Here is a 26,605-nt window from a genome sequence, read left to right on the forward strand (position 1 = left end):
GATTGATACTTTGTAGATGGGCTTATCCCGAGAACGGAGAATATTCCGTCCATTCATTGACGAGTTCGGGCAAAATAGAAAGTGTGAAGATTAAATTCGGATTAGGACTAGATGGTGCGGCATGGAGCTCTCAAGGATCCTTGGGAAGCATCGTAGCTGGACCGAAAGCAATGACTGATGTTTTGTCAACACGTCTAGGAATTCGAAGGCCGGTCAGTACGCCCTTGGACCGGACTATTGCCATGGAAAAGTCCCTTAAAGATATTCTCCGACCGGGGATGTGGGCCTATCAATCCTTTAGCGTAGATCCCTATGGGGTGGCGTCTCAGCTGCTAGATTGGCGTGATGAACTGGTTGCGGCGGGGCTAGATCTTAAGGATCCTCGCTTAGCTGAAGGCTCTCAGCGCCTTCAGCTCCTACACCACGTGGAGCTTCATCAGAAACTTCTTCCTGGGGAGTCGGATCTTTTGTCCGACGTTGCCCAGACGCTGAGCCAGCGACTAGAGCAGCACTGGCCGCTGGGGATAGAAGATGTTATCAGTTTAGAACCGATTTCCAGTATGCCGTGGATTTGGCAAAAAATTTTGCAGCAGTTAGGGGCTCATGAAGACTGCGTCGAGCTGAAGACTATTAGTGATCTCCCGGAGCTAGAGATTATCAGCGGGGACCATGAATACGCAGTAGCTGATGTAGTCGTCGGAGAAATCAAGGGGACAGAAGAACCCCTCCAGCTATTGGTTGGAGGGCCTACAGATACGCTCGACGCCGAATTGCGTCGCGCAGGATTGCCGAGTATTGGGGTGGGTGAGTATTGCCCCGGCGGTGACCAAGTTTTGGGATCCTTTGTACAACTCGTAACGGCGGATGATCCAGTTCCAGCCCTGGTGGATCTCTTAACTCTCCGGGTAGCCGGTCAGCGGATATGGCCAGACAGCATTAATAAATTCCTAGTGCGAGCGCTCATGCGAAACTACGGTTGCGGTGCTGAGTGGCATCGAGCACTGGAAGAATTGGCAGACAATGAGGATTATGCTCAGGCCGTTGCCTTCTTCAGCACATATATTTGGGATTCCCCGTTACGCTTGGTGAGTTCGGAGGATCTCTACGATGCTGAGGCTCTGGCCACAGCCTGCGACGCCTTCGCTGAGCAGCTAAATGGCCAGGCCTTTTCTGCAGATCGGGCAGCTGTAACATCCCTAGCCACTGTTCTTCGCGAGGATTACTCCAGCGGTATTTCGGATCGTGAAATTCACCAGCTGCTCGCTGAGGTAGGGGGAAATACCCCCAGCCCAGTTTCCCTGGCCCTGGCTAATCCCAACCTCGATGTGATTTATGATCCGGCACATATCATTCCGGGATCTCAGGTGTTGTGGTGGCGAGCCACCGCCGAGAAAACTGCGGCGGCAGATACTTTCAGCCAGTCTGAACTGGCGTTGATTCAGGAGATTGCAGGTGCTGGATCCATCCCGGTGGTGTTAAGTGCAAAGGTATTCTCTGAGTTGCAGGGTGCTACCCGTCTTGCGGCTTTGGCGCAGGCGCGCCGGGTTATTGCCGTGTGTCCCCAGCGGTTAGCAGGGGAGGAACTAGTAGTTGAGCACCCCTTGCTTGACCAGCTATCAGCGTTAATCCGTCGGCGAGGACTTCCGGAACCTCGGCGGGTGAGCGCAGAAGAAGTACTAGCTGATTCTTTGTCCGTTGTTCCTGGGGCTCACGCTCCCCGAACCCCTGATCTGCGGGGGGGGTGGAATTCCAGCCGGGGACTCAACTTCTGCCGGAGAATTTGTCATATTCTCAGCTCAGTACCCTATTGGCAGCACCTATAGAGTGGGTCATTGAAAAGGCGATGGGGATTGAGACAGGGGTGAGAGATCACCTAGCCAGCGGTAACGCCATGATTGGTACTCTCTTACAGCGCGTGGTGGAGTTGGCCATAACAACAAAGCGTTACACCGCAGAGGATTTAGGCGAGTTCTTTGACCAGGCTCAAACAGAGGTGGCGTTTAGCCTGGGGACTCGGGAGTCTGAAGCACGCAAAGCAGAGATTAAGCAACTCTGCGTGGAATCCATCTTCCAGTTCTTCGAAACTCTGAAGAAAGAGAATGCGGTGCCTGTTGCGGCAGAATATCCGCTGTACCAGGAAGATAAAGCAAAGCCATTAACGGTGCCGCTTCGTGATCCAGAAACCGGGGAAGAATTGCCTGATCACTGGGTGATTGACAGAATCAACGGCTTCGTTGACGTCCTCGCCGAATATCCCGACGGAGAACTCGGCATTTTTGATACGAAATACACCACCAGCGCTAGGCGCTATCCGGAGATGGTGGAAAATCTAGCTGATGCAGATGTCCACTCTGCTCTTCAATTGGCGGTATATGCCAGGAATTTCCCCATAGATAAGGAAATTCGACGCACCGGGTTTTGGATTTTCAGGCAAAAGGAACTTCTTTGCCCGGAGAACAATGACTCCAATGATCGGTTGTGGGAACGGGCTCTAGTGACGTTGGGGAAGCGTCTTGAGATGCTGCGTCGTGGAAAGTTTGAGGATCAGCTTTACCAGCAGTTGGTTGACCATAGAGAATCTGGGGAATCATTGGACGTCAATGCAATGAAGAAGATCTGCAACTCGGAACGTGACGTGGAAATTGAACACGGCGGTTTTATTCCAGAAGGCGGACAATACCGCCATTATGATGTCCTCACCGGCTTAAAGGGGGAATACGATGTCTAAAGAAACAAGCGATTTTTCTCACTACACAATTATTGAAGCAAGCGCTGGATCAGGGAAAACCTACGCTATTACCACGGAGCTTTCTCGTCTAATATCTCAAGGCGTTGACCCCTCACGAGTTATTGCTACGACCTTTACTAAGGCGGCGGCAGCAGACCTGGAACGACGCATTGGAGAGCGACTTCTGAGCGACGGCTTTGATACGCAAGCCCGACAACTTCCAGCGGCGTTAATGGGGACAGTGAATTCCATTACTGACACTATTGTGCGTCGGTTTGCCCTGGATTCTGGAATATCGCCAGACATAGCTGTTCTTGATGAGGTCAGCGAAAGCACCTTATTCCACGCAGCATGTGCCGGGATTATTGCTCAGGCGATGCAAGATCATCGTCCGTTATTGCGGCGTTGTGGCTATGGCATTGACGTGAGTAATAGCCGATATACGAAGACAGTGGCTCATGACTGGAATGCTGTTATTGAGGATATGATTAGTTTGCTGCGGGCTAATCGTATCTCTGGTGAGTCTAAGGACAAGCTCATTGAAAAATCCCAACAGTTGGTGGAGGATGCACTGAAACTTGCTATCCCTACGGCTCGGCGGGAGCAGTGGGGTACTAGTCGGGATATTGATGAGCAGCTGGCGCAGGCTTATGAGGATGTTCTGGTTCAAGCAGAAAACGGAACTCTGAATAAGAGAACTGCTGCTGTTGTTTTAAGTGATGAAAAAGCCTATCGGCGGGTTATTGAGAATCTGCGGGATAAGCCGCGAGAGAAATATAGTTGGCCGGAATTACTGAATATTCAGCAGATTAAGGTCTCTCAGTTGCCTGGGGCTAAGAAGACCATGGGTGCTCCGGTGCAGAAAATTATTCGGGAGCATTTTGCGCCTAGTGATTTTGAGGCTAATCACAATGTGAAGGTGGCCTCGCCTTATCTAGGTACGGCGGAGTTTATCTCTGATATGAAAGAGATCATTGCTCTTACTTTTGAGACGGCGTTTAGCTGCCTTGAGGCTTATGAAGCGGCGAAGAGTGCGGCGGGGTTGATTGACTTTACGGATCAAGAAGCTCGGACCTTAGATTTGTTGCTGGAAAAACCAGAGGTCAGGGACTGGATTCAAGAATCCTATGACATTCTTGTCGTGGATGAGTTCCAGGACACCAACCCCATGCAACTGGCTTTGTTCCTGGAAATTGGAAAGCTAGTGGATCAGGTTATTTGGGTTGGGGATACCAAGCAATCTATTTATGGTTTCCGTGGGTCGGATCCGGTGTTGATGAATGAAGCGGCACGGACAATTAATAGTCGATTAGACCACACGCAGGTGAGCCGCAATATTTTGAGTGATTCCTGGCGCACGGACGGGGTGCCGCTGCGTTTTAGTAATGAGTACTTTAAACGGGTATTTGATAATACCGAAAATGTCATTCTTAATATCCCTGAGCAACGGAAAGAACAGAACCCAGATATTGAGGAATCGGGGAGACTAGAGTTCTGGGAATTCACCAAAGTCGGAGATATTCCTGGAATTGTTGCCGAAGGGATCTCCCAGCTGCGTAAAGAGGGAGAAGAAGGCAGCATTGCGGTGCTGACTCGGCAAGGTGACACCGGTGTTGAGATTCTTCAAGAATTAAAGAGGCAGGGTATCCCGGCCACGGGTCCGGATATGCCAGTGGAAGAGAACTTGGAAGTGCTGCTGCTTCTGGCCGGACTTCGGTGGGTCGTGGACCAGCACGACACGGCGGCGCTGATGGAGATCATTACCTTGTGGCCGCAACATCCCGCCCACCGGTCCTGGTTTAGTGCATTGGCTGATGTCGCAGACAAAGCTGAGCGTCGAGCCTTATTGCGGGAGTGGGCGCAGGATCCGTGTTTCAGCACTTTGAGCGACGTGGCGGATAATAGTGCTCGCTTATCTCCGAAACAAGCGGTACAACAGGTCATTGATGCTCTTGACCTGCGGGGATATCTGAGCACATTGAGCAACCCCGAGAGTCGCTACGGTGCACTGTTGGGATGTGTGGAGGCCGCAGAACAGTGGGAGGATCGGCACAGCAGTCAAGGCCTTCCCGCTACGGCTTCAGGATTTGTCAGCGATATTACTGAGTCAGGGAATTTTCCGACCGCGAAACCCGCCCGAGGACCTGGGAACATCGTGGTGAGCACCATGCACAAAGCCAAGGGCTTGGAATGGAATACCGTGATTACGGTCTTGAAGAACAGCGGGAAACGCTACCTCAACTCGGTGTGGCTAGAGCCAGCCCAGAGCTTTGATTTTGACCACCCGCTTCATGGCCGTGAAATTCGATTCCTCCCAGCAACCCCGCTGATTCAGAAGAACGTGGAACAATCCGGCAAGGGTGTGGATGTCGGCGCCTTTTACTATGAACAACTCTGGGATCCAGAGCTTCATCCAGAGAATTTTGCCCGACGTCAGGCAGACCAGGATGAGGAGGACCGGATAAGGTACGTGGCGCTGACGAGGTCGAAGACGTGCACCATCTTGTGTACGAGCGCTGATGGCGAGGCGTTGACCACCCCGAGAGTAGAAGTTGAGTTTGGGCCAGACTTTCTGAAGCTTAGTAGTCAAAAATTTGGGTTGGATATTGTTCCCGTTCACAAGCGGGTGTGTAGTTCGGAGGATGAAGAAAAACCCGATGCGGTGCTACCCGCACCATCACCGCTACCAGCGTGGCGAGAGGAACCGCAGCGTCCAGATAATCCCATCTATTCGCGGTTCCAGCCGTCGCGGATCACCTTGGAAGCCGAACAGCTAGCTGAGGTTGAGGTGCGCACCAAAGCCAGCCTTGGTGAACCTATCCCAACTGCGGGCGGCAAGGTTCGAGCTGATTGGCTGGGAGAGGCTGTGCATAGTTACCTGGCTACCCCCTTTGCTGCGCTTTCTCATGCTCAGCAGGAAGCTTTAGCTTCCGAGATTGTGGATCGGTGGAAAGTTGCGCACCACCTCAGTGCGGAGCAGTTGGTGAGCATCGGAAACCGGTTTAGTCAATGGTTAGCTACCGAGTATCCAGATGCGCGGATAATAACAGAAGTTCCGGTGCGCATCCGTACCGAGGAAGGGCAGGTAGCCCAAGGGTGGATAGATCTGCTGATTGAGCAACCAGACGGTTCTTTGGCTGTGGTGGATCACAAAACCTATGCCGGGGACAATGCTGAGGACCATGTGCGTCGTAAATTTGCCGGACAGCTACTGAGCTATGCCGACGCTATCGAGGCGGTGCATCAGCGACGTCCCGAAGAGATCATGATTCATCTGCCCCTCATAGGGACAATGCTCAGTCTTAAGGGATAGGGTTTAGCTGGCGTTTTAGCTGCCTTGAGGGAAGATATAAGGACTAATCCTTAAAGGGACTCGGGAATTTTCTGTATCTTCCCTCTCAATATTTTCTTTGGCCCTTCCTCCCAGGTGGCAAAGGAGTAGGGTTAGGAACGTCCAACACATTGAGGAGGATGCTTTGTGAAATCCTCTACACAGATAGGAACACTGCTATGAGCGCTCTGGAAACTGTCCGTAAATATGCTCCCGACGCAGATGAAGCCGTGGTTGCGGCAATGGAGAAAACCTACCGGCTGGCATTAACTCACGCTGACGCTCGCCTGGTTTCTTATAGCGATGATGAGGAACTGAAGACAGTTCGAGAAAGCTTTGTGAAAGGCAAACTAGGTGTCACCGATTCTGATGAGTCTATTGACGCTGCCATTCAGGAAGTGGGCAAGAAGATTTCCGGCCAAAAGCCACGCTTGGCGGTTTATTACCTGCTGGCTGAAAAATACGGCAAGCTAGGGGTATTTAAGTCCTAGATACCCCCGAAGATCACCGGCCACCGCTAGCGAAATGCGGCGTGGCCGGTTAATTTATTGCCCACAATCAGAGTGTGTACCTCATCAGTGCCTTCGTAGGTGCGTACCGATTCCAGATTATTGGCGTGACGCAGCGGAGAATAATCTCCGGTGATTCCGTTACCACCTAAAATTGTGCGAGCATCCCGGCAGATCTCGATGGCGGTACGACAATTAGCTAATTTAGCCACTGAGATCTGGTGCAGTTCCAGCTGTCCAGCGTCTTTGGCGCGGCCCAATTCCAAAGCCAAAAGCTGCGCCTTATTCAATTCCACCACCATATCTACCAACTTCTTCTGGGTGAGTTGGAAGGAAGAAAGAGGGCGATCAAACACCTCCCTGTTAGCGGCATAGTCAAGTGCAACTTCAATACTGTCCCGAGCCGCACCCAACGCCCCCCAGGCAATGCCATAACGAGCCTCGTTTAGACAAGTAAAAGGCCCTTTGAGTCCCGGGTTGTCGGGCAAGATTGCGGAGTCCGGGAGGTGGACGTCGAGCTCAATATCGCATTGCAATGAGGCCCGCATAGAGAGTTTCTGCTCAATGGGAGTGGCCTTAAATCCCGGGGTATCCGTAGGCACCACGAACCCTCGAACAGTGCCGTCCACCTTGGCCCAGATGATCGCGACATCAGCAATACTGGCTAACCCGATCCAACGCTTAGCTCCAGTGAGATGCCAACCATCACTTTCTTGAGTGGCCGTGGTCTTCATATTCGCAGGATCAGACCCGGCATTGGGCTCAGTAAGGCCGAAGCACCCAATAGCTTCTCCACGAGCCATGCGCGGAAGCCAATAATTCTTCTGCTCCTCTGAACCATGACGGTGGATGGCTGTCATTGCTAAGGAACCTTGCACTGAGATCACCGTGCGCAAACCGGAATCACCGGCCTCTAGCTCTTGCATAGCAATTCCATATTCCACTGCGCTGCGTCCCGGGCATCCATAGCCCTTGAGATGCATCCCAAATAGACCGAGGTCAGCCATCTTAGGAAGAAGTTCGACGGGTAAGGTGGCGGTCTCATACCACTGAGCGATATGAGGGCGAACCTCACGATCCACGAACTCCGATACCTGGGACTGAAGAGCTTTCTCCTGCTCAGTGAAATGACGTTGAATATTCATCAGATCCGTAACTCTGCGACCCACAATAACCTCAATCCTGTCGTCTCGTTGAGGTGTCCTTTAGTTCAGCAACCAAAGCCAAAGAACACATAGGTAACTCACATCACAACATTTTTGGTGGCGTTGGTCAAGGAAATGCCGCTGAAATTATCTTTACTTTGGCTGCAAATTTATAGAGAAATAAGTATGGCTGATAGGAATGGTCTTATTGGAATGTGAGGTTTTATGTTAATTCTCATAGCGTGGAGAATATAGGGGATTGGCGTATGTCGTCGGCATTCATATAAGCACCTATCGCTTAACTCGAAAGGGAGAAAAGGATCTTTTCAAGATAGTCTGGTTAAATATCCTCACCCGAAATAAAGTTTTGGTGGAATATCCGCCATTATCCCAAGTCAAGCCCTAAATCCAGAACGGTGCTGGAATGGGTCAGCGCCCCTACCGCTAGGTAGTCCACCCCAGTTTCCGCATAGGCCCTCGCATTGCTTAGTTTTAGCTCTCCGCTGGCTTCTGCTTTCGCCCCCGCCTGGTGAATAGCGGCAACGCAGTTCGCCACCTGGCGTGGACTCATATTATCTAGGAGCAACAAGTTCACCCCAGCGTCGAGGGCCTCCTGGACTTGGTCTTCGGTATCGCATTCCACCTGAATAGTGATGTCAGGATCGGCAGAGCGGATCCGCTCCACGGCAAGTCCAAGCGATCCCGTGGCTGCAATGTGGTTATCTTTCACCAGCGCGGCGTCGCCCAACCCCATTCGGTGATTGACGCCCCCTCCGCATCGCACGGCATATTTTTGCAATTTCCTCAAAGTAGGAATGGTTTTCCGAGTATCGCGTATTTGCGCCCCGGTCCCCTCAACTGCATCTACCCAGCGTCGGGTATGCGTGGCCACCCCAGATAACTGGCTTAGGAAATTCAACAAAACCCGTTCAAAACTGAGGATTTCTCGGATAGGTGCGCTTATAGCTAAGGCAGTCTCCCCAGCCTGGATTCGTTGGCCGTCATCGAGCATGTGTTCGCAGGTGATAGTTCCGGGGTCAAGCTTTCGGCGCAATGCCCATTGTTCAGCGACCACCTGGGCTACCGGTAGTCCCGCTACAACACCAGCTTCTCTAGCAACAACTAACGCAGTTCCGTGTTGTCCAATCGGTACGGTCGCGTCGGTGGTGATGTCAGGACCCCACTCCAAATCTTCATCAAGGGCCCGGTTGACCACTTCGCGCACATAGTTGCTCTTAAGCATCATTCCCCACCTCCCGGCTGTCCAATGGCAATCATTCTTTCCACGGCGCTGCGGGCAGCGTCAGCAATATGAGGTTCGACGTCTACCTCGTCTTTTCCTTCTCGGAGACAATTAAGCAGCTTATCCAGAGTGATCATCTGCATATAGGGGCACGCTGCTTCCGGATTAACCGCGGCAAATTGAGTATCGGGGCGGGCTTTACGCAATTGGTGCAATATGCCAACTTCAGTAGCGACTAAAACAGTAGCGGTGGTGCTGGTTCGGGCCGCCTCAAGCATTCCTCCGGTAGACAAGATATGGGTGCGTTCAGCCGGGAAATCTCCATGACTAGCCATCCAGAGAGCAGAGGTGGTACAACCACATTCAGGGTGTATAAACAAGTCTGCTTCAGGATGTTGTGCCACGGCTTCTTTTAGTCCGGTTGGCGAAATATCGGCATGAACATGACATTCTCCTAGCCAGAGGTGAATATTATTGCGGCCAGTTGCGCGCTGAACATGTGCACCCAGGAATTGGTCGGGGCAAAATAAAATCTCCTGATCAGCCGGAATAGATTGCACAACCTCCACCGCGTTGGAACTAGTGCAGCAAATATCGGTTTCGGCTTTTACCTCCGCCGTGGTGTTGACATAAGACACCACTACAGCACCGGGATGTTCCGCCTTCCACGCCCGTAGTTGTTCAGCGCTGATGCTGTCAGCTAAAGAACAGCCCGCCTTGGCGTCGGGAATAAAAACCCGCTTATTGGGAGAGAGAATTTTTGCCGTCTCCGCCATAAAGTGAACGCCGCAAAAAACCACCTCATCGGCGTCAGTTTCCGCTGCTATTCGAGACAACGCCAAAGAGTCTCCCACATAATCAGCGAGATCCTGGATCTCGGGGAGTTGATAGTTGTGCGCCAGAATCACGGCGTTGCGGCGCTGGGCTAGCTTCTTAATTTCTTCTTGCTGATCGTGAATAGTTGCGGTAGGGGAGTGAGTCATAGAGTTGGCTCTTTCGGTGTGAAATGACCTGAGTGAAGCGTGACCTGCTGCGGGAGAACTCCCCTTAACAGGTTATCGCCTCAGAGACGAAAACTAAAGTCCACGCTAGCATGACTGATGTGAAGAATGCCAAGTCACCTCTGGGGCCGCAATATCCGATGCGCGATCCCGCAGGAACCGCGAAGTTCCGGCACCAAGCCATTGCTGTCATCCTCAAAACTGACATTGAGGAGGGGCTACAGGTGCTTCTTCACCGTCGCTTACATGAACCTTTTAGTGGTCGATGGGAATTACCGTCCGGATCGGTAGAGGTCAATGAGAACCTGGATCACTCTGTTCGACGCCACCTGAGCCGCTACATTGACCCGCATGTAATCAGTCATCAAGAACAGTTGGGGACATATAGCGATGTTCATCGAGACCCGTATGATCGGACTATCGCCACCTCTTATCTCATTCTGGTGCCCTGGAATGTTGGAGAAATTAACCGTGGCGAAGGGCAGTGGCAGACTGTGTCCCATGCTGGAGACCTGGCTTTTGACCACCAGCGGATATTAGGTGATGGGATAGATCGGCTGCGAGCGAAGCTAAGTTATTCCAATATTTCTTTTGCCTTAGCGCCGCACAGTTTTAGCATTGCGCAACTGCGGGAAGCGTACCGCACTGTTCTGGGTTATGACGTGGCGGCCACAAACTTGCAACGGGTTTTAGCGCGACGCGGCCAATTGGAGGAAACCGGAGAACTTGCTAAACCTCCTGGTGGTGGGCGACCGGCAAAACTATATAGATTTACCTCACAGCAATTGCGTATTACGGATCCTTTTGCTGCTTTTAAACCTTAGAAACCAGTTGACAAGCCCTTGATGAAAGAGTCGATATGCAGATCAAAGGTCAAAGAGCCGTTATCGAAAAAATATGAGAATGATGATATAGCGTGGAAATTTGCGCAATTCACACTAATATTTAGCATTCCGAAGGCTGCTATACCCGAAAACAATAAAAAGATGGCAGAATTTATTTAACGGCGGTAGAAAAGATAGAGGACCCAGAGCTCACAAGCGAGTTAACCAAGGGGAGAGATTCGGGAATATCGGTGCTCAAACTACGGCCTGAGGACCCTTTTAAAGCGTATTATAAAAAATCTTTTAGCTATTTTGATAGCTATTTTCATGACACCTTGGGGAGTGTGGAGGCAGAAAACAAAGAAAAGGACTGCGCTAATAAGGTTAAATTCTATCATAAGAAATTCATTTCCAAGGACGACAATAAAATCTATCGTTTCTATTCAGAAAAACTAACTCAGAATGCGGCTCCGTGTCCTTAAGGGCATGTGAACTTCTTTCTTACTACGATCAGTTGTCTAGTAGCGTGGAAAAAGGAGTGCTTGATTCAACATTCCTGGTTCTTCATGTTGTCGCAGAGAATCTCAGTAACGCTGCACTGGAACGACTATCTCAAAACCTTTATCGCAGCAGGAATCGTATGAGAAGCAAGGGGGAACAACAGATTCGACTATGTTAATAATCGATGAATACATAGGGAACAGTGGCAACGCTGTCAATGCAGAGGAAAACCGGTACGCTGAGAGATTTTGAGAATTTTAATCGTCAAATCAGAGTATAAGAAAGAATCATTGAGATGCAATACAAGAAACGGCTTGATGCCTTAAGCCGACGTCAAGAAGATATTGATAGAGAACGTGACCTATACATCGCCGTCTTCGCTATCTTTTTAGGTATCCCAGGCGTGGTCGAGATGTTTGATGACTCTACTCTTCCGATTGATAAATCATATTTCGGATTCTTAATCCTATTCCTCTTTATTGTTTTGACCGTGATGTACTTCCTGCGTAGGAGAAATAGCAACCGATAAAAGCTATAACGCAGCGTGTGGTGTGGCGGCGGTTTTATCTTGCTTGACGTCGGTAAACGTCACCGCCGGTATCCCTCCAGTAGGAATGGCTCTTGTGTGCAATGCGGTTCATGCAGTGAGCCAAAAGCTGCGCCATAATGTGACGTAGAGCATGAAAGATGAAGGTCCTTCGTCGCTCTCCACTAATCTTGATCAGCACTGAAGGAATTAGGACTATGACTGGCTTCCCACATGCTTCAAAAACTGCAACGATTATCGGGGCAGGGATGGTTGGTTTAGCAACTGCGTGGTTTCTCCAGGAGCGCGGTTATCAGGTGACGGTGTTAGACAAGACCGGACCTGCGGCTGGTTCTTCGTGGGGGAATGCAGGGTGGCTTACTCCGGCAAAAATTTTGCCCTTAGCGGATACCTCCTTATGGACCTATGGTCCTACCGCCCTTTTTAACCCCGACGCAGCGCTTTCTGTTCCGCCTCGTTTTGAACCGGCTCTCTGGGGTTTCTTTGCGCAATTTATGGCTCACGCCACTCCTCGAGCGTGGGATAGGACGATGGCCGGTTTGGTGCCTTTAGCCCAATCCTGTCTTGATGCTTTTGATGAGATTGACGCCACCATTCCCGTAGCGTTGCAGTCTCGCCCCACCCCTTTTGTGGCGGCTTTTGAGAAGAAAGCAGAAGCCCACGGTTTTCTCAAAGAAATTGATGGGGTCCGACGCCACGGGATCCCCGCTGAACTGAGTGAAATCACCAACGTGGACGATTATGCGCCTATGCTTTCAGATCGAATATCCTTGGCCTACCGCCTGGACGGTCAGCGTTTTATTGAGCCTGGTCCCTATGTGATTGCTTTAGCAGAGGCGATAGAAAATCGAGGAGCACAGCTGCGTTGGGGGATTAACGTAACGAGAGTACGTCCCGCCTCATCCGCTAATCATGCCCCGACGGTGTTGTGTGAGAGCGGCGAGGAAATTATCTCTGAGCAAGTGGTTATCGCGAATGGGGCGTGGCTACCTGGACTGGCCAGAGAACACGGCGTCCGCCTCCCGGTTAAGGCTGGACGAGGTTATTCCTTTAGCGTCGCCACTGACACACCCGCCGAACACCCGGTTTATCTGCCTTATCACCGGGTGGCGTGCACCCCTTACCAAGGGCGATTCCGGATTGCCGGAACCATGGAGTTCCGCGGCCCCGACGAACCTTTGCACCCTCGACGGATCGAAGCGATTATCCGCAATACTAAGCCGCTGATGAGGGGAATTGATTTCAACGAGCGCTACGACGAATGGGTGGGTTCTCGACCCGTCACCCCAGATGGGCTATCGCTGGTAGGGCGAACCCGAACCGAAGGAGTTTTCGTCGCCGGCGGCCACGGCATGTGGGGGATAGCTCTGGGGCCTGCAACCGGAAAAGCGCTGGCCAAACTGATGGAAACCGGTGTCGCCCCACCAGAGATCGCCCCTTGCTACCCGCTTCGATAGGTGATAGAACCGGACATAGTTCTTGAAAAACATCATTCTAAGGTGAGAACTATGTCCTTGGTTTCGGCGCTTTTTGACACCTTTGCTCTGATCTTCTTAGGAGCTATATCTCTTACTATCGCCCACCAATCTGAAACCGGTCGTTTGCCGAGAAGTAACCAAATGGGGATCAGGACAACCGAAACGAAGAAGAGTGATCGAGCCTGGGAGCAGGCGCATAAAAAGGCAGCTCCGTTGCTGCGTTATACCGCTTATATTTCTTTCCTATGCGCCGCTGTTTCCCTCCTTGAAGGAATATTGACGGCCTCGGTACGGCTACGAGTTATCACCTTCGCCCTCACGTGGGCTCTCGTGATTGTCTTTTTTGCCTATTCGGCATTGACCGCTCACCGAGTTGCTAAGAGGATCAATCAATCAGGGGGATAACCTTGAGGAGACTTTTAGACCGGATCAATGACAGGCACCTGTGGGACCATAACGAGGCTTTTTATCCGTGGATCCTTAATCACTTACCAGAAAAACGTCGCTTTGCCATTGACGTCGGATGTGGCAGAGGTGAATTACTTATGCTGCTCGGTCAGCATTTTCCTCAAGTCATCGGGGTAGAAATTGATCCCGCCATGATTCTCGCCTCGCAGCAACGCTGTGCCGGGTATTCTCATGTGAAAGTGACGGGCAGCCTTGAAAACTGCGCCCCGCAGAGTGACTTAATCACTATGGTTGCCAGTCTCCACCACATGGAAATTGAAGAAACTCTGGAGCATGTCGTAGACAAGTTAGCTCCAGGGGGAAATTCCTTTGTGTGGGACTAGCCAGACCTGAAACCTTGACCGACCTTTGTTGGGAGCTTGCGTCTACGATAAGTAATCCCGTGATCGGCTGGGTGAAACATCCGTGGCCAACTAATAATTTAGATTCTAAAAATGACTACCCGACGGTACCTCCGGATCAATCTTTGGGTGAGATATCGAGGATTGCATACAAAATCATGCCTGGAGTGAGGGTGAGAAGGCATCTTGCTTTTAGATACACCATGGAATGGCGGCGGTGAAAAGCCGAAAAGCAGGATGTTCTGCGGCTGTTTCTGTCCGCCTCCTGGGGTCGGAGAATTAAGATAAGAATCTTTGGACAAGGCTGTAGTAGGCGCGGACGGTGAGGTCGAGGTCTTCCAAATAGAGGTTTTCGTCGTGGGAGTGGAGCTCAGAAAAGACGTGATCTAGGGTGCGTTCCCGGTGGTGGAGAGCAAATCCGTACCCTACGCCGCCCAGGCGTCGGGCAAAACGTAGGTCCGAACCGCCGGCTGAGAGGGTGGGGATCACCGGGACGTCGGGAAAGAATTCCTGGAAAGTGTCAAGTATGGCCTGGTAGAGGGGCCCTTCGCTGGGGGAGACAGTAGCTTCTTCTGAGATAAGACGCTCAATCTGGACGTGGTCAGCTAAATCACCAAGTCCGGCGCGCAGGATCTCGTCCACGTCATCTTGGCTTTGTCCTGGTAGGGGTCGGATGTCTAGGTCCACATAGCCGCTGGAGGGGAGAACGTTGATGGGGCCACCGGCATGGATGGCTGTTTGGGCAATGGTGAGCCGACTCATGGCGTGGGAGTATCCGGCTAGCGGTCCAAAGGCTTGGTAGGCCTCGGGATCAGTTCCGGCTAGGAGTGCGTGTTCAGTATCGGCATCAAACCGGAAAGCTCGGACATAGTCTTGCCAGATTTCGCTGCTGCTGACTGGAGGTTCAATAGCTGCCAGGCGTCGCGTCACTTCCCCTAACGTCACCAGCGTGGAGGAACGCCCGAAAGGAGTAGAGCCATGCCCGGCATCCCCAACCACATGGATTCTGCGTTGAGCGGCACCTTTTTCTCCGACCACTACCACTAGGGCATCACTGCCATCGTGCACCGGAAGGTGAGACCCACCGGTTTCTGAGAGCGTGTTGCGCCAACTGAAAGCGGTTGGCTGATGTTGCGCTAACCACCCTGCGCCGAGTCCGCCGCGGGATTCTTCATCGGCCAAGGCCACAAACGTTAAATCCCCTTTGAGTGGGTTCCCGCGGGCGATCTCGCGGGTGGCGGCAGCCATAGCAGCGGTGATAAAGAGCATGTCCACGGTGCCGCGCCCATAAATGCGACCATCGCGGATTTCTGCCCCGAAGGGAGGTACGGTCCAATGAGCATTATCGACGGGCACGACATCGGTGTGTCCTAAGAGGGTAAGGGGTTCGGCCTGGGGGTCCGTGCCGGGAACGCTAAAAGCAACACTGACTCTGCCGGGGTGTGGTTCAAAGCGCTGGATGTTGACCGGAGTGTCCTGGAAAAACGTGCAGAGGGTATCTGCGTTGCGGTGTTCGTGTCCCGAATCTGGGGTGTAGTCATTGACGCAGGCGTTGCGGACAAGATCGGATAGGAGACGGAGGGTGTCGTCATACAAGCTCATAAAACATATTGTGCTGAGAGCACAGTGATCCGCGCAATAGTTGAACGCTGTTCATGAGCTGCTATAAGCTAAAACAACATTCTATTTTTATTCACCCAAGGAGAATCGCCGTGTCTGACATTCTGGAACTAGCGCGTGAAAAGGCCCTGGAAAAGGGGGAGGGGCTTAACCAAGCGGAGGTGCTTCAGATTTTGGAGTTGCCGGATGAAAAAATCCCGGAACTCATGGAGTTGGCGCATCAAGTTCGGTTGAAGTGGTGTGGCGAAGACGTAGAAGTTGAAGGAATTATTTCTCTGAAAACCGGCGGCTGCCCGGAGGACTGCCATTTCTGTTCCCAGTCCGGGCTTTTTGAATCCCCGGTGCGGGCGGTGCGGCTAGACATCGCTGAGCTGGTGGAAGCAGCAAAGCAAACCGCAAAAACCGGAGCTACAGAGTTTTGTATTGTCGCTGCGGTAAAGGGCCCCGATGAGCGTTTGATGAAGCAGGTAGGCGACGCCGTTGCTGCCATCCACTCTGAAGTAGATATTAACGTTGCAGCATCATTAGGGACCTTGACGCGGGAACAAGCTCAGCGTCTCAAGGACATGGGGGTTCACCGATACAACCACAACTTGGAGACCTCTCGTTCCTATTTCCCGAACGTGGTGACTACCCACAGCTGGGATGAGCGTCGAGAGACGCTGGAATTTGTTCGGGAAGCCGGCATGGAAGTGTGCTCCGGTGGAATTGTGGGCATGGGCGAAACCCCAGAGCAGCGTGCTGAATTTGCGGTGCAGTTAGCAGAGGCTGATCCCACGGAGGTTCCGATGAATTTCTTGGATCCTCGTCCTGGTACCCCCTTCCAGCACATGGAGGTCATGAGCGCAGAAGATTCCTTGCGCGCGGTTGGCGCATTCCGGCTGGCTATGCCCAAGACCACGTTGAGATTTGCTGGTGGTCGGGAACTGAGCCTAGGAGATCAGGGAACTGAGCAAGGACTCTTGGGCGGTATCAACGCCATTATCGTCGGCAATTACCTCACCACCCTGGGACGCCCCATGGAAAAGGACCTCGACATGATGGACCGTCTCCACCTCCCTATCAAGGCTTTGAACTCAGCGGTGTAGGTGAATCAGGATCATGTTTCATCCCAACACTGGTCAAGTTGTAGAAGACGGGGTAGAGATTAAACTTTCCCCTTCTGCAGCTGCTGGTTTAGAAGCACCACGGTATTGCAGCATCTGCGGGCGTCGAATGATCGTAAAAATTAGGCCCGACGGCTGGTCCGCGACCTGTAGCCGCCACGGCACCATTGATTCACTAGAGTTTGAACTGCGCTAGGCACTAGTTGTGCGGAATCCCGGGGACATCCTCCGGGATGAACCCTCGGCGTAGCGCAATAACTACCAGGTTAAGCCGGGACGACGCACCGAAGCGGTGAATCAACGTAGAAACATGCTTTTTGACGGTGCCTTCCGCATAGCCCAATTTCTGGGCGATAACTGCATTTGATAAGCCATCGCACAGCATGGCAAGGACCCGGGCCTCCGGGTTGCTGAGTTCGGGAAGTTTCCGGGTGGGGCGATCAGGTAAATCCCCGATCAGCCGGGAGAGTGATCGAGAAGAGACGACGGTGCCGCCGGCTGCGGCCTGGCGGACCGTATCAATAATGAAACTAGCGCGGGCACTTTTCACCACATAGGCCGCACCGCCATTCGACAGCACATCCAGCATGGTTTCATCGGCGTCGAGCGCCGTCATCGCCACAAAGGTGGGTGGCTGTTCCAACTTCTGGATCTCACGCAGCAAAGTAAGCCCATCCATCTCGGGCATGTGGATATCAGCCAGCACCGTGTCGATATTCAAGTCTTTGATAGCGCGGAGGGCATCCACCCCATTATGTGCTTCCGCAACTACCTCAATATCATCCACCGTGGCAAAGTAGCGGCGTAAGGAGCCTAGGACTAAAGAGTCGTCATCAACGACGAGCAGCTGAGTAGGCCGGAACTCCAAATCAGTCATAAGACCAAAGCTTAGTTGCTCAACTAGTCACGGCACCACGGGTAATGGTAGGTTTTGCAGCTAAAAATCATATAGGCTGCACCATAATCATGCTCATCAGCATTTGCCACAGCTGGAGTTAGCGTGGTGATTAAGGCTACGGCAGCGGCTACAGAAAATCTGCGGAAGCGTGACATGCCAGGAATCCTTTCTGGAGGATGGTTCTCTCAGTTTGAGAATCTACGCCGGTTGACAGGGTTAAGCTGCATCAACGTCAAAGAGTAGTCGAAAGAGGACACCCAAATAGGGGTAGCCTATTGTTTGATCTTCTGGACCCCTTCCTTGGGGACATCTAAGGCAATGATCCAGGTTTCCCCATCTGAACTTGTACTTAGCTTGCCGCCCACATTAGAAGCCATCTGCACGAGCGCCGGAATGCCCAGGCCAGAACTCATCGCCGGATCCACTGGTCGGCGAGAAATGAGGTTGCGCATCTCTACTCGCACATAATCACCATGGGAATTGACCGTGATACTTACCTTGGAACGTCGAACTGCATACTTCCCGGCATTTAGTGCGGCTTCATTGAGCATCTTATTCACCACTTCAAGCCGCGCTGAATTAAAGTCCAACAACCCCGTCGAAATCTCCGTGTGGGAATTCAACTGATAGGTCCGAAGTTTCTGTGCGGCATTTTGCACCGATTGAGTCAACGAGGGTGGCGTAGTTTCAGTAGCGCCATTATTTTCTCTTTCCTCGGTATCCAGAATCTTCAACAAAGCCCGCACCTCCTGCATACTCTGCCGAGCAGCATCTGCGATATCTTCCAATTCCTGCCCAGTTTCTGTATCAGGCGGATCCAAAGCTAAGGCCTCAGAACGCATAACAATAGACGTCAAGGAGGAAGCCACAGAATCATGGAGAGTCTCAGCTAGTTCTCGCCGGCGATTCCGCATATCAATTTCCCACTGCTCATAGAGCATTCGGCGCTGCCGGAGGGAACGACTGGCTTCCCAGCCGATGAGGAGGAAAATGACAAAAAGCCCAGCCCAGATAAAAGCGGGGAGGGGATCAACGGCGAAGGGGTTTTCCGAACGTCGCTCAATTAAACCGAGGAACCACAGCAGCACCGCGCAGGCAATAGCTAGGCGGGTAGCGCCAGCGCGCATGGTTACCGCCACGAGGAGGGGGGCCATGAATGTAAAAGCAGCTATTCGGTGTTCGGGGTACAGGGTGACCACCGTAAAGAGGGAGAGGAATAGCAGCGCACCGGGCAGCGGAAAGCGGACGGCTAAGGCCATGGCCGCAGTAAAGGCAACCGCGAAGAGGAGGGAGAGCGGATTGACATCATAAGGGCGCAGCACATTAGTCACCAGAATGAGTGCCAAACCGCAGATCACCATGCCAATTTCCAGCCGGAATCTACGGATGGATTTCATAGCAGTGGGAATGACTCCGGAATTATCTCGGGAAACCATAAGCATTAGGTTATATCGTCATCCCCACCGGACGGCAATGTTACTAGTGTCGCTGCCAGTGTGGTTTGTTGGCATCGGCATAACGATAGTATTCGGAGTCCTGCAAATTCTGGGCGGCCGCTTCATCCACAATCACCGTGGCGTGTGGATGGAGCTGGAGCACGCTGGCTGGACAACGCGCACTCACTGGGCCTTCCGCCAAAGCCGCCACCGCCTGGGCTTTGCCCTCTCCGGTAGCCAGAAGAAGCAAGTGCCGGGCGCGGCTAATGGTGCCTAGACCTTGGGTAAGTACGTGCCGAGGGACGTCGGCAGCGCGCTCAAAAAACCGGGCATTGTCTTTGACGGTTTGAGGATGCAGTGTCTTCAGGCGGGTAGGGGAGCTAAGGGAACTGCCAGGCTCATTAAAACCGATATGCCCGTTGGTTCCGACTCCAAGAAGTTGAATGTCCACCCCGCCACTTTGTTGGATGGCTTCATCGTAGGCGCGGCCGGCGGCGTCGGAATCCTCAGTTAGTCCATCCGGGGAGTGGACGGCGGAATCATCAATATCAATATGCTCGGTAAATTCCCGGCGAATAGTCCGATAATAAGATTGCTCGTGGTCTCGGGGTAGGCCCACGTATTCATCCAACAAAAAAGCCTGGCACTTGGAGAAACTCAGGCCTTCGTGGTGGTGGAGCCGGATCAACTCTTGGTAGGTAGCCAAGGGGGTAGATCCCGTTGCTAGCCCTAAAGTAGCCCCATCACCAGCGTATCCAGCAAGAATCTGAGCAGCTAAGGCGGCAACATCTTCCGGATCGGGGCGGATCAAAATTTCCATCAGTTCTCCTTACACAGTGAATTCAGCGCCTGCGGCAAGACACCGCTGGAATTGACCTTGGCAATTAAGTTCGACGACGTCAGCCGGGCCGCCAATAACCAAGCCGGGTGGGGTGACACCAAGGATGGTGGCAGCGCGCATTGAGGACATAGCAACTACGTGATCTAGGCTCCAGCCTCGTTGCCAATGCCGAGAGACCTGAGAAGCAATGGTGCTGGTTCCTCCCGCAATGGCCCCCGTTCCCGGGGTAAGCCGGGCAACTCCGTGAGAGACAGTGACATCAAGACTGCCGAGGATATATTGACCATCCGGTTTACCAGCGGCCTCCATGGCGTCAGTGATTAAGAAAGCATGATCTGTGGCCGTATCCAGAAATGCCACCGTGTCATCTGAGAGATGCACTCCATCAGCGATGATTTCTAGCCCTGCTACGCCCCGGCCCGCGCTTTCCATGAGTGCCGCTATGGGGCCTGGATTGCGGTGGTGTAACTGGGGCATGGCATTGAATAAGTGTGTCGCCGTCACCGTGACTCCACGGGCCGCCGCGGCAGCAATGACCGCGGTGGTGGTGGTGAAATCTGCATCGGTGTGTCCCAAAGAGGCGATCACACCATGCTCGGCGCATAGATCGAGCAGAGCCACAGCATTATCCGTCTCGGGGGCAAAGGTGATTTGTTTAAGGTAGCCTCGGCCTGCCTTGATCACCTCAGAAAACAGTTCCGGATCACCGGGGATAATAGCCGCCGGATCTTGAGCACCGCAGCGGCACTCAGCAATAAAGGGGCCTTCCATGTGGATACCGGCAATTAACCCTTCATCGGCGAGGTCAGCCAATAGTGCGGTTTGCGCTACAAGATGATCGCCAGCGGCGGAGACCAAGGAGGCTAAGAGAGTAGTTGAACCGTGTTTCCGGTGATACATCGCAGCCCGACGACATTCCTCCAGGGTGCCGGTGGGAAATGCTCCACCGTCCCCACCGTGGTTGTGGAGGTCCACAAAACCTGGAATGAGATAAGGCAGATGCGGATCCTTGAGAGAAGGATCGGGGGTGATCTCGGCAATCAACCCAGTTTCTTCATCGACGCTGAGTATCCCCGGTCCGAGGTTGCGGTGTCCAGTATGAATATGGCCGCGATAGGTGCGCACGGAGTGGCTCCTTAAGGAAGTTGGAATAGCCATTGCGCCTTTAGCCTAGTCTGGGTGAGGAAAAATTCCCAGGAGACATCTGATGTCTGACTTTTTGAGGCGTAAGCTGGAACCCGTCCCACCCTTCCCTCTCAAGGAGTTTTCGGCATGGCACCGCTATTCCAGGGCGTTATTCCCCCGGTCTTGACCCCATTTTTAGATAGCACTCCCACGGTAGATACCCAGACCCTAGCCCACCAGGCAGACCGCCTCATCCGTGCAGGTGTCCACGGTCTTTTTGTCTTGGGATCTTCAGCCGAAACAGCGTTCCTTAATGCCGCTAACCGACGCCAGATCATCCGCACAGTGCGAGAGGTAGCAGAGGGAAGAGTTCCGGTGACCGCGGGCGTTATTGATATGACCACCCCGCTAGTTCTGGAGCATGTTGCCGACGCCGTCGAATGCGGAGCCCAAGGCCTCGTCGCCACTGCGCCCTTTTACGTTCGCACTCATCCGATGGAAATCATTAACCATTTCCGGATGATTCACGACGCCGCACCAGAATTGCCGCTTTTTGCCTACAACATCCCCGTCTCAGTGCATTCCATCTTGGGAGCAGAAATGGTTATGGATTTAGCTGAAGAAGGGGTACTGGCCGGTATCAAAGACTCTGGTGGCAATGATGGCTACCTGCGGGGGCTAATCAATCTCCGCAACCAGCGTGGCCTGAGTGCAGAGCAATTCACCATTTTGACTGGCTCTGAAACAACCGTTGATTTTGCCTATTTAGCCGGGGCGGATGGGGTGGTTCCGGGGCTGGGCAATGTGGATCCGGTGTCCTATGTGCAGTTACATGAGTTATTGCGCGCCGGGAAGTGGGAAGAAGCCGCTGACCTGCAGAACAAAATTATTGAGCTGTTCCGCATAGTGGCGGTGGGTACACCTGACCGGATGGGAGGATCCTCCGCGGGTCTGGGTGGTTTTAAGGCAGCGCTGCAGCATCTGGGGGTGTTCCCCAATGGATTGATGGCGCCGCCGCATATTCCACTCAATGATGCGGAAATTCAGGAGATAGCCCGGGTGGTTGATGAAGCCAAGGTGCGGGAACCGTGAAGCCAGCGAGCTTAGCTCTGGATATTGGGGCGACAAAGATCGCCGTCGGACTTGTTCCCGATGACGCCCCCACCGCCGTACTCGGTCAATTTCGACTCCCCACCCAGGGAGAAGGCTATGAGCCACGGCAGCAAATCCGTGCCGCCATCGCGCAAGGGATACGTATGGCCGACACCCTGGGCTATCACATCCTCCGCGTCGGTATGGGAGCTCCCGGAGTAGTCCAAGGCCCGGCAGGGATGATCACCTATAACGGTGACACGCTACGCAATTGGGCGGGCACTGACCTGGGTGAACTATCCCCTCTACCCACCGCAGCGCATAATGATGTTCGCATCATGGGGTACGGGGAATATCATCTTGGTATTGGTCAAGAGCTACCCGATAATGCCCGTATCCTGGTGGTTTCGCTGGGTACAGGGGTAGGTGGAGCCATTATCGACCAGGGGCAACTGCTCACCGGCCCAACCAGTTCTGCTGGAGAGATTTCTGAGATCCGATGCGCAGATTTTCGGGGGCTTTCTACCCGGTGTGAAAATAGCGTGTCGGGGACGGGACTATGCCGCTACTATCACGTGCTACGTCATAACCTCCAGCACCAAGAGCCCATTCCCTGGGCACTCAGTCCAGGACAAGAAAGCCTGCCAGAGATTATTAGGCGCGACGATAACCTGATCCGCACCATCGTGGACGGAAACCTATTCGGCTTTGGGCAAGCCCTCGGCGCGCTTATCAGTGCGTGGGATTTAGCTGCCGTGGTCATCGGTGGAGGAGTAGCTGAACTGGGGGGAAGAATCATCGGCCCGCTCCGTCACGGTGTACAGGATGCTGTTCTCTCCATTAACCGCGACGTGCCAGTAATTCGCGCCCGACTAGGCAAGAATGCCCCGCTCGTGGGGGCTGCCTGCTACGCCCGAGACATGATCGAACTCAAAGGAGACCAGTGATGGACATCAAAGACCTCTGTGGCGCAGTCATTGTCAGTGTGCAAGCGCCTGATGGGCACCCCATGAGAGACACCCACACGCTGTTGCACGTCGCCCAAGCGTGTGTTGCTGCCGGAACCCCGGCGATACGTTGTGGGGGGTATGGGGGCTTGGAGGATATTCACACCCTCTCTCAAGGAATTTCAGTCCCGGTATTTGGATTGACTAAGGAGGGTAACACGGGCGTGTATATCACTCCTTCAGTGGAATCAGTGCGGGCAGTAGCTCAGGCGGGGGCACAAGTGGTTTGCGCCGATGCTACGTTCCGCCCCGCAGCTGATGGCTCAACCCTGCAGGAGCGCGTAGCCGCAGCGCACGAAGCCGGAGCGTTATTTATGGCAGACTGCGCCACCCCGGAGGAAGTGGCTGAAGCCTATGCAGCGGGAGCAGATATTGCTAGCACAACCTTGGCGGGATATACCGAGCATCGGCCCGCAACCACGGGGCCTGACTTGGCGTGTCTGCGCGAAGCTCGAAACCTGGTGGGGCCAGAACCCATGCTCATAGCGGAAGGACGATACCACCACCCCCACCAGGTGAAACAAGCCTTTGACTTGGGTGCCAGCGCAGTTATTGTGGGCACAGCCATAACAGATCCTATGTGGATCACCCAACAATTTCTGAGCTGGGACACCTAAAGCTGTTCTGCCACTATCTCCTCTAAGGGGCGATAATGCTGGGTTACTGCTTCCCGATAAGCAGCAACGTCGCCATCTAGAGCAGCATCTAAAATAGCTTGATGAGCTTCTGCGGTGTCCTCCAACCGAGGAGAAATTGCCAAGCCGAGAGTAGGCACCACAGCCTGATGGACCAACCACAAACTGTGAATTAACTGCTTAATTACCTCATTGGGGATGTTGTCCATGAGGCCGAGATGAAAAGCGATGTCATCATCGGGGAAAGTATGGCCGGCTTGGGCATGAGCGCGCATCCGGGACACACAGGCGGCTAGCTCCGGCTGCTGAGTTCCGGCCAAGCTAGAGACAACCTGTTCGGCACAACCAAGGTCAAGGTAGCGTCGGACTTCAATGACGTCCCGGAGTGCAGAGAAATCCACCGTTCCCTGGAGGATGGCGCGGAAAGCCAAGGTCTGAACCAAAGGCTCCATAGAAAGACTGCCGACGTATGTGCCGCGGCCATGCACTACTGACACAATTCTCAGGGCCTCAAGTTTGCGGATCGCCTCCCTGACCGAAGAGCGCGACACTCCTAAATGCTGGCAGAGGGTGGTTTCCGTGGGAAGCGGATCACCAGGCTGGAGGTGATTGGCGATAATGAGCTCCTTGATAGCCGTCATCGTAGCTTCCGCGCGTTTAACTGTGGCCTCGGGTTGAAATGAATCAGATGTGCTCACAAAAGCCAGTCTAGGAGCTTTCTTTATTTCCAGGCGCCCAGATACCTTTTGCAGGTTGCATGCAACCTAGTCTAGGGTGGAGGCATGGCTCAAAAAGCCCAGAGATGCCGAGATATCTACCTCGCCGAACTCCGGACGATGCTCTGCCTCCTGCTGCAACAGCATCTCAGCGGTATGGATGATATGCCTGGTCATGGCCGCCTCACCCTGGCGCGGATCCCCAGCCCGGTAAGCGGCAATAATCCCATCGTGATCCGCCAAGCAATCTTGAGGGGAACGAGACACCGGAACCGTGCCAATACCCGTGCCCAACACCACATCACGATTCTCAGCCAGCAGATGACGAGCCCGAGAATTCCCCGCACCAGCGATCAACACATCGTGAAAATCCCGATCCGCGCGCAAGGTCGCCTCCGAATCCCCCGACGCCGCCGCACGCTGGAAGACTTCATAAGCATCCTCAACTCGAGCTGCCTCAACAGGCGTTTGCCGAGCAATCGCCAAAGCCGTCAACCGACCCTCCAGCAGCACCCGAATCTGGAAAATCTCCACAAAGGATTCAGCCGACGTACTGACCACCTCCACGCCGCGATTCTTTACCGTGCGAACCAACCCCCGACGCGACAACTCCTGACACGCCTCCCGAACCGGTGTACGGGACATACACAACTTCTCACCCAAAGCTCCAGCCGTGTACAACGTGCCAGGGACCAGCTCTCCACGGAGAATCCCCTGACGAATCGCATCCACCGCCTGAGCAGTCAACGTTTGTGCCATAACCCCCAACCCTAAAGGAAAGAAATGAACAACCCACACCACGCCTCATTCGCCGTTATCGGAGCGGGGATTATTGGAACCGCTACTGCTCGAGAACTTCAACAGCGCTACCCGGACGCGAACATCACCCTCATCGACAAAGAACCACATGCCGCCAGCCATCAAACCGGGCACAACTCCGGAGTGGTTCATGCCGGACTCTACTACCAGCCAGGAAGTCTTAAAGCGCGACTCTGCCGCCGTGGGGGAGAAAAAATCAGCAGCTATGCGAAAGAACGGGGGCTGCCCTATGAAGAATGCGGAAAAATCCTCGTCTCCCTCTCAAAGGAAGAAGACGAAAGACTGCAACAAATCTTTGAGAAGGCGAAAGCTAACGGTGTACCTGGGGTAGAACTCATTGGGCCTGAAGGAATTAAAGCTATAGAACCGAATGCGGTAGGAAGAATGGCTCTGCACTCTCCGCATACTGCGATTATTGACTACGCCGCAATCACCGCCTCCCTTCTCAAGGAATTCCAAGAAGCAGGTGGCCGAGTGCAGTTGGGAGCCGCGGTCGAAGACCTGGTTAACAACGACAATGGATGCGGTGTGCGTCGGGTAAACGAAGACACTGAAACGTACGACCATGTAGTAGTTTGCGCGGGCCTGCAGTCAGACCGGCTTGCTCAACTAGCCGGGGCGCCCAAATACCCGGTGATTGTTCCGTTTTTTGGGCAGTATTCGCAGTTGGAACAGGCTTATCGGACGATCCTCAATGGCCTGGTCTATCCAGTTCCGGACCCCGCGTACCCCTTTCTCGGCGTTCACCTCACGAAACGAGTAGATGGAGAAATGCTCGTAGGCCCCAATGCCTTCCTGTCCCTGGGGCGCGAAAGCTATCGCGGATGGCCGGTCATCAAAGACAGCCTCGATATTGCCTTAGAACCAGGATTCTGGCGATTCGCGGCAGGGAATATGAAAGCTGCGGGCCGCGAGTTTGGCGCCGTCCTCTCAAGGAAAAAATTTCTGGCTGGAGCTCAGGCCTACGTGCCTGCCCTCGCCGACGCAAAATCCACCCCGATAACTCGAGGGATCCGCGCCCAAGCCATGGAGCATGATGGCAGTCTCGTAGACGATTTCGTAATCCACCACGTTGGGCAAGCCACACTATTGCGCAATGCTCCGTCACCCGGTGCCACATCCTCGCTGGCTATAGCAGAACATTTGGTCACCTGCATCTCAAAGAAATTGGAACTGTGAAAAACTTTGCTTTTC

At 53.3% G+C, this 26,605-nt stretch carries 26 protein-coding genes; 15 read left to right on the top strand and 11 right to left on the bottom strand.

The features are described 5' to 3' along the window. The first annotated feature begins 83 nt into the window (after positions 1 to 83). From GP475_RS00255 to GP475_RS00270, 4 genes are all read left to right on the top strand, one after another. Complete coding sequence (locus GP475_RS00255) at positions 84 to 1,823, top strand: hypothetical protein (RefSeq protein ID WP_187974686.1); 1,740 nt, start codon at positions 84 to 86, stop codon at positions 1,821 to 1,823. After that, positions 1,742 to 2,728 (top strand): PD-(D/E)XK nuclease family protein, encoded by a 987-nt coding sequence (locus tag GP475_RS00260; RefSeq protein WP_262485203.1) that lies wholly within the window; start codon positions 1,742 to 1,744, stop codon positions 2,726 to 2,728. Before GP475_RS00255 ends, GP475_RS00260 begins: the two co-directional genes overlap by 82 nt. Continuing rightward, positions 2,721 to 6,041 (top strand): UvrD-helicase domain-containing protein, encoded by a 3,321-nt coding sequence (locus GP475_RS00265; RefSeq protein WP_187974688.1) that lies wholly within the window; start codon positions 2,721 to 2,723, stop codon positions 6,039 to 6,041. The genes GP475_RS00260 and GP475_RS00265 overlap by 8 nt, the downstream gene beginning before the upstream one ends. A 197-nt stretch (positions 6,042 to 6,238) precedes the next feature. Next, on the top strand, positions 6,239 to 6,550 hold the full coding sequence (locus GP475_RS00270; protein ID WP_187974689.1) for a DUF2853 family protein: 312 nt from the start codon (positions 6,239 to 6,241) through the stop codon (positions 6,548 to 6,550). A gap of 26 nt (positions 6,551 to 6,576) precedes the next feature. Here the strand turns inward: GP475_RS00270 and GP475_RS00275 are convergent, their stop codons facing one another. The 3 genes from GP475_RS00275 to nadA all read right to left on the bottom strand — a co-directional run bounded on the left by GP475_RS00275 (position 6,577) and on the right by nadA (position 9,939). Continuing rightward, positions 6,577 to 7,713 (bottom strand): acyl-CoA dehydrogenase family protein, encoded by a 1,137-nt coding sequence (locus GP475_RS00275; protein WP_187974690.1) that lies wholly within the window; start codon positions 7,711 to 7,713, stop codon positions 6,577 to 6,579. 385 nt (positions 7,714 to 8,098) lie between these two features. Beyond that, positions 8,099 to 8,959, bottom strand: a complete 861-nt coding sequence (nadC, locus tag GP475_RS00280; protein WP_187974691.1) for a carboxylating nicotinate-nucleotide diphosphorylase — start codon at positions 8,957 to 8,959, stop codon at positions 8,099 to 8,101. Further along, a complete protein-coding gene (nadA, locus tag GP475_RS00285; protein ID WP_187974692.1) occupies positions 8,956 to 9,939 on the bottom strand; it encodes a quinolinate synthase NadA in 984 nt (327 codons plus the stop codon). Before nadA ends, nadC begins: the two co-directional genes overlap by 4 nt. A 110-nt stretch (positions 9,940 to 10,049) precedes the next feature. Here nadA and GP475_RS00290 point away from each other — a divergent pair, with 110 nt between their 5' ends. The 5 genes from GP475_RS00290 (at position 10,050) to GP475_RS00310 (ending at position 14,098) form a co-directional block, all read left to right on the top strand. Further along, entirely contained in the window at positions 10,050 to 10,781 is a 732-nt protein-coding gene (locus GP475_RS00290; protein ID WP_187974693.1) for an NUDIX hydrolase, read from the top strand. A 796-nt stretch (positions 10,782 to 11,577) separates the two neighbouring features. Further along, a complete protein-coding gene (locus GP475_RS00295; RefSeq protein WP_187974694.1) occupies positions 11,578 to 11,811 on the top strand; it encodes a hypothetical protein in 234 nt (77 codons plus the stop codon). Between the two features lie 215 nt (positions 11,812 to 12,026). Next, positions 12,027 to 13,286 carry an NAD(P)/FAD-dependent oxidoreductase gene (locus GP475_RS00300; protein WP_187974695.1) on the top strand — a complete coding sequence of 420 codons (1,260 nt, stop codon included), beginning with the start codon at positions 12,027 to 12,029 and terminating at the stop codon, positions 13,284 to 13,286. A 51-nt stretch (positions 13,287 to 13,337) separates the two neighbouring features. Beyond that, complete coding sequence (locus GP475_RS00305; protein WP_187974696.1) at positions 13,338 to 13,712, top strand: SdpI family protein; 375 nt, start codon at positions 13,338 to 13,340, stop codon at positions 13,710 to 13,712. A 2-nt stretch (positions 13,713 to 13,714) separates the two neighbouring features. Then, positions 13,715 to 14,098: a class I SAM-dependent methyltransferase gene (locus GP475_RS00310; RefSeq protein ID WP_187974697.1), complete on the top strand. Its 384-nt coding sequence runs from the start codon at positions 13,715 to 13,717 to the stop codon at positions 14,096 to 14,098. A gap of 297 nt (positions 14,099 to 14,395) precedes the next feature. On the opposite strand, the gene GP475_RS00315 is transcribed toward GP475_RS00310, so the two are convergent. Further along, complete coding sequence (locus GP475_RS00315; RefSeq protein WP_187974698.1) at positions 14,396 to 15,718, bottom strand: M20/M25/M40 family metallo-hydrolase; 1,323 nt, start codon at positions 15,716 to 15,718, stop codon at positions 14,396 to 14,398. Positions 15,719 to 15,771: 53 nt separating this feature from the next. On the opposite strand from GP475_RS00315, the gene bioB reads away from it, so the two are divergent. Both bioB and bsaP read left to right on the top strand, forming a co-directional pair. Then, positions 15,772 to 16,824, top strand: coding sequence for a biotin synthase BioB (gene bioB, locus GP475_RS00320; protein ID WP_187974699.1), 1,053 nt, complete (start codon positions 15,772 to 15,774; stop codon positions 16,822 to 16,824). A 13-nt stretch (positions 16,825 to 16,837) separates the two neighbouring features. Beyond that, positions 16,838 to 17,038, top strand: coding sequence for a biotin synthase auxiliary protein BsaP (gene bsaP, locus GP475_RS00325; RefSeq protein ID WP_187974700.1), 201 nt, complete (start codon positions 16,838 to 16,840; stop codon positions 17,036 to 17,038). A gap of 3 nt (positions 17,039 to 17,041) precedes the next feature. On the opposite strand, the gene GP475_RS00330 is transcribed toward bsaP, so the two are convergent. From GP475_RS00330 to GP475_RS00350, 5 genes are all read right to left on the bottom strand, one after another. Next, on the bottom strand, positions 17,042 to 17,719 hold the full coding sequence (locus GP475_RS00330) for a response regulator (RefSeq protein ID WP_187974701.1): 678 nt from the start codon (positions 17,717 to 17,719) through the stop codon (positions 17,042 to 17,044). Positions 17,720 to 17,742: 23 nt separating this feature from the next. Further along, positions 17,743 to 17,895, bottom strand: coding sequence for a hypothetical protein (locus GP475_RS00335; protein WP_187974702.1), 153 nt, complete (start codon positions 17,893 to 17,895; stop codon positions 17,743 to 17,745). Positions 17,896 to 18,012: 117 nt separating this feature from the next. Further along, a complete protein-coding gene (locus tag GP475_RS00340; protein WP_187974703.1) occupies positions 18,013 to 19,176 on the bottom strand; it encodes a histidine kinase in 1,164 nt (387 codons plus the stop codon). 43 nt (positions 19,177 to 19,219) lie between these two features. Beyond that, on the bottom strand, positions 19,220 to 19,996 hold the full coding sequence (gene nagB / locus GP475_RS00345; RefSeq protein WP_187974704.1) for a glucosamine-6-phosphate deaminase: 777 nt from the start codon (positions 19,994 to 19,996) through the stop codon (positions 19,220 to 19,222). 9 nt (positions 19,997 to 20,005) lie between these two features. Continuing rightward, positions 20,006 to 21,142 (bottom strand): N-acetylglucosamine-6-phosphate deacetylase, encoded by a 1,137-nt coding sequence (locus GP475_RS00350; RefSeq protein ID WP_224400127.1) that lies wholly within the window; start codon positions 21,140 to 21,142, stop codon positions 20,006 to 20,008. 147 nt (positions 21,143 to 21,289) lie between these two features. Between GP475_RS00350 and GP475_RS00355 the strand changes: the two genes are divergently transcribed. The 3 genes from GP475_RS00355 to GP475_RS00365 are packed head-to-tail and all read left to right on the top strand — an operon-like array spanning position 21,290 to position 23,858. Beyond that, positions 21,290 to 22,234: a dihydrodipicolinate synthase family protein gene (locus GP475_RS00355; RefSeq protein WP_187974706.1), complete on the top strand. Its 945-nt coding sequence runs from the start codon at positions 21,290 to 21,292 to the stop codon at positions 22,232 to 22,234. Beyond that, a complete protein-coding gene (locus GP475_RS00360) occupies positions 22,231 to 23,181 on the top strand; it encodes an ROK family protein (RefSeq protein WP_187974707.1) in 951 nt (316 codons plus the stop codon). The genes GP475_RS00355 and GP475_RS00360 overlap by 4 nt, the downstream gene beginning before the upstream one ends. Next, positions 23,181 to 23,858, top strand: coding sequence for an N-acetylmannosamine-6-phosphate 2-epimerase (locus GP475_RS00365; RefSeq protein ID WP_187974708.1), 678 nt, complete (start codon positions 23,181 to 23,183; stop codon positions 23,856 to 23,858). Before GP475_RS00360 ends, GP475_RS00365 begins: the two co-directional genes overlap by 1 nt. Here GP475_RS00365 and GP475_RS00370 read toward each other — a convergent pair. Continuing rightward, on the bottom strand, positions 23,855 to 24,574 hold the full coding sequence (locus GP475_RS00370; protein ID WP_224400129.1) for a FadR/GntR family transcriptional regulator: 720 nt from the start codon (positions 24,572 to 24,574) through the stop codon (positions 23,855 to 23,857). The genes GP475_RS00365 and GP475_RS00370 overlap by 4 nt on opposite strands. A gap of 66 nt (positions 24,575 to 24,640) precedes the next feature. Further along, a complete protein-coding gene (locus GP475_RS00375; protein ID WP_187974709.1) occupies positions 24,641 to 25,351 on the bottom strand; it encodes a GntR family transcriptional regulator in 711 nt (236 codons plus the stop codon). Positions 25,352 to 25,375: 24 nt separating this feature from the next. On the opposite strand from GP475_RS00375, the gene lhgO reads away from it, so the two are divergent. Then, entirely contained in the window at positions 25,376 to 26,590 is a 1,215-nt protein-coding gene (gene lhgO / locus GP475_RS00380) for an L-2-hydroxyglutarate oxidase (protein ID WP_187974710.1), read from the top strand. Positions 26,591 to 26,605: the final 15 nt, after the last annotated feature.

Origin of the sequence: Corynebacterium poyangense (assembly GCF_014522205.1) — a bacterium.
Classification (GTDB): domain Bacteria; phylum Actinomycetota; class Actinomycetes; order Mycobacteriales; family Mycobacteriaceae; genus Corynebacterium; species Corynebacterium poyangense.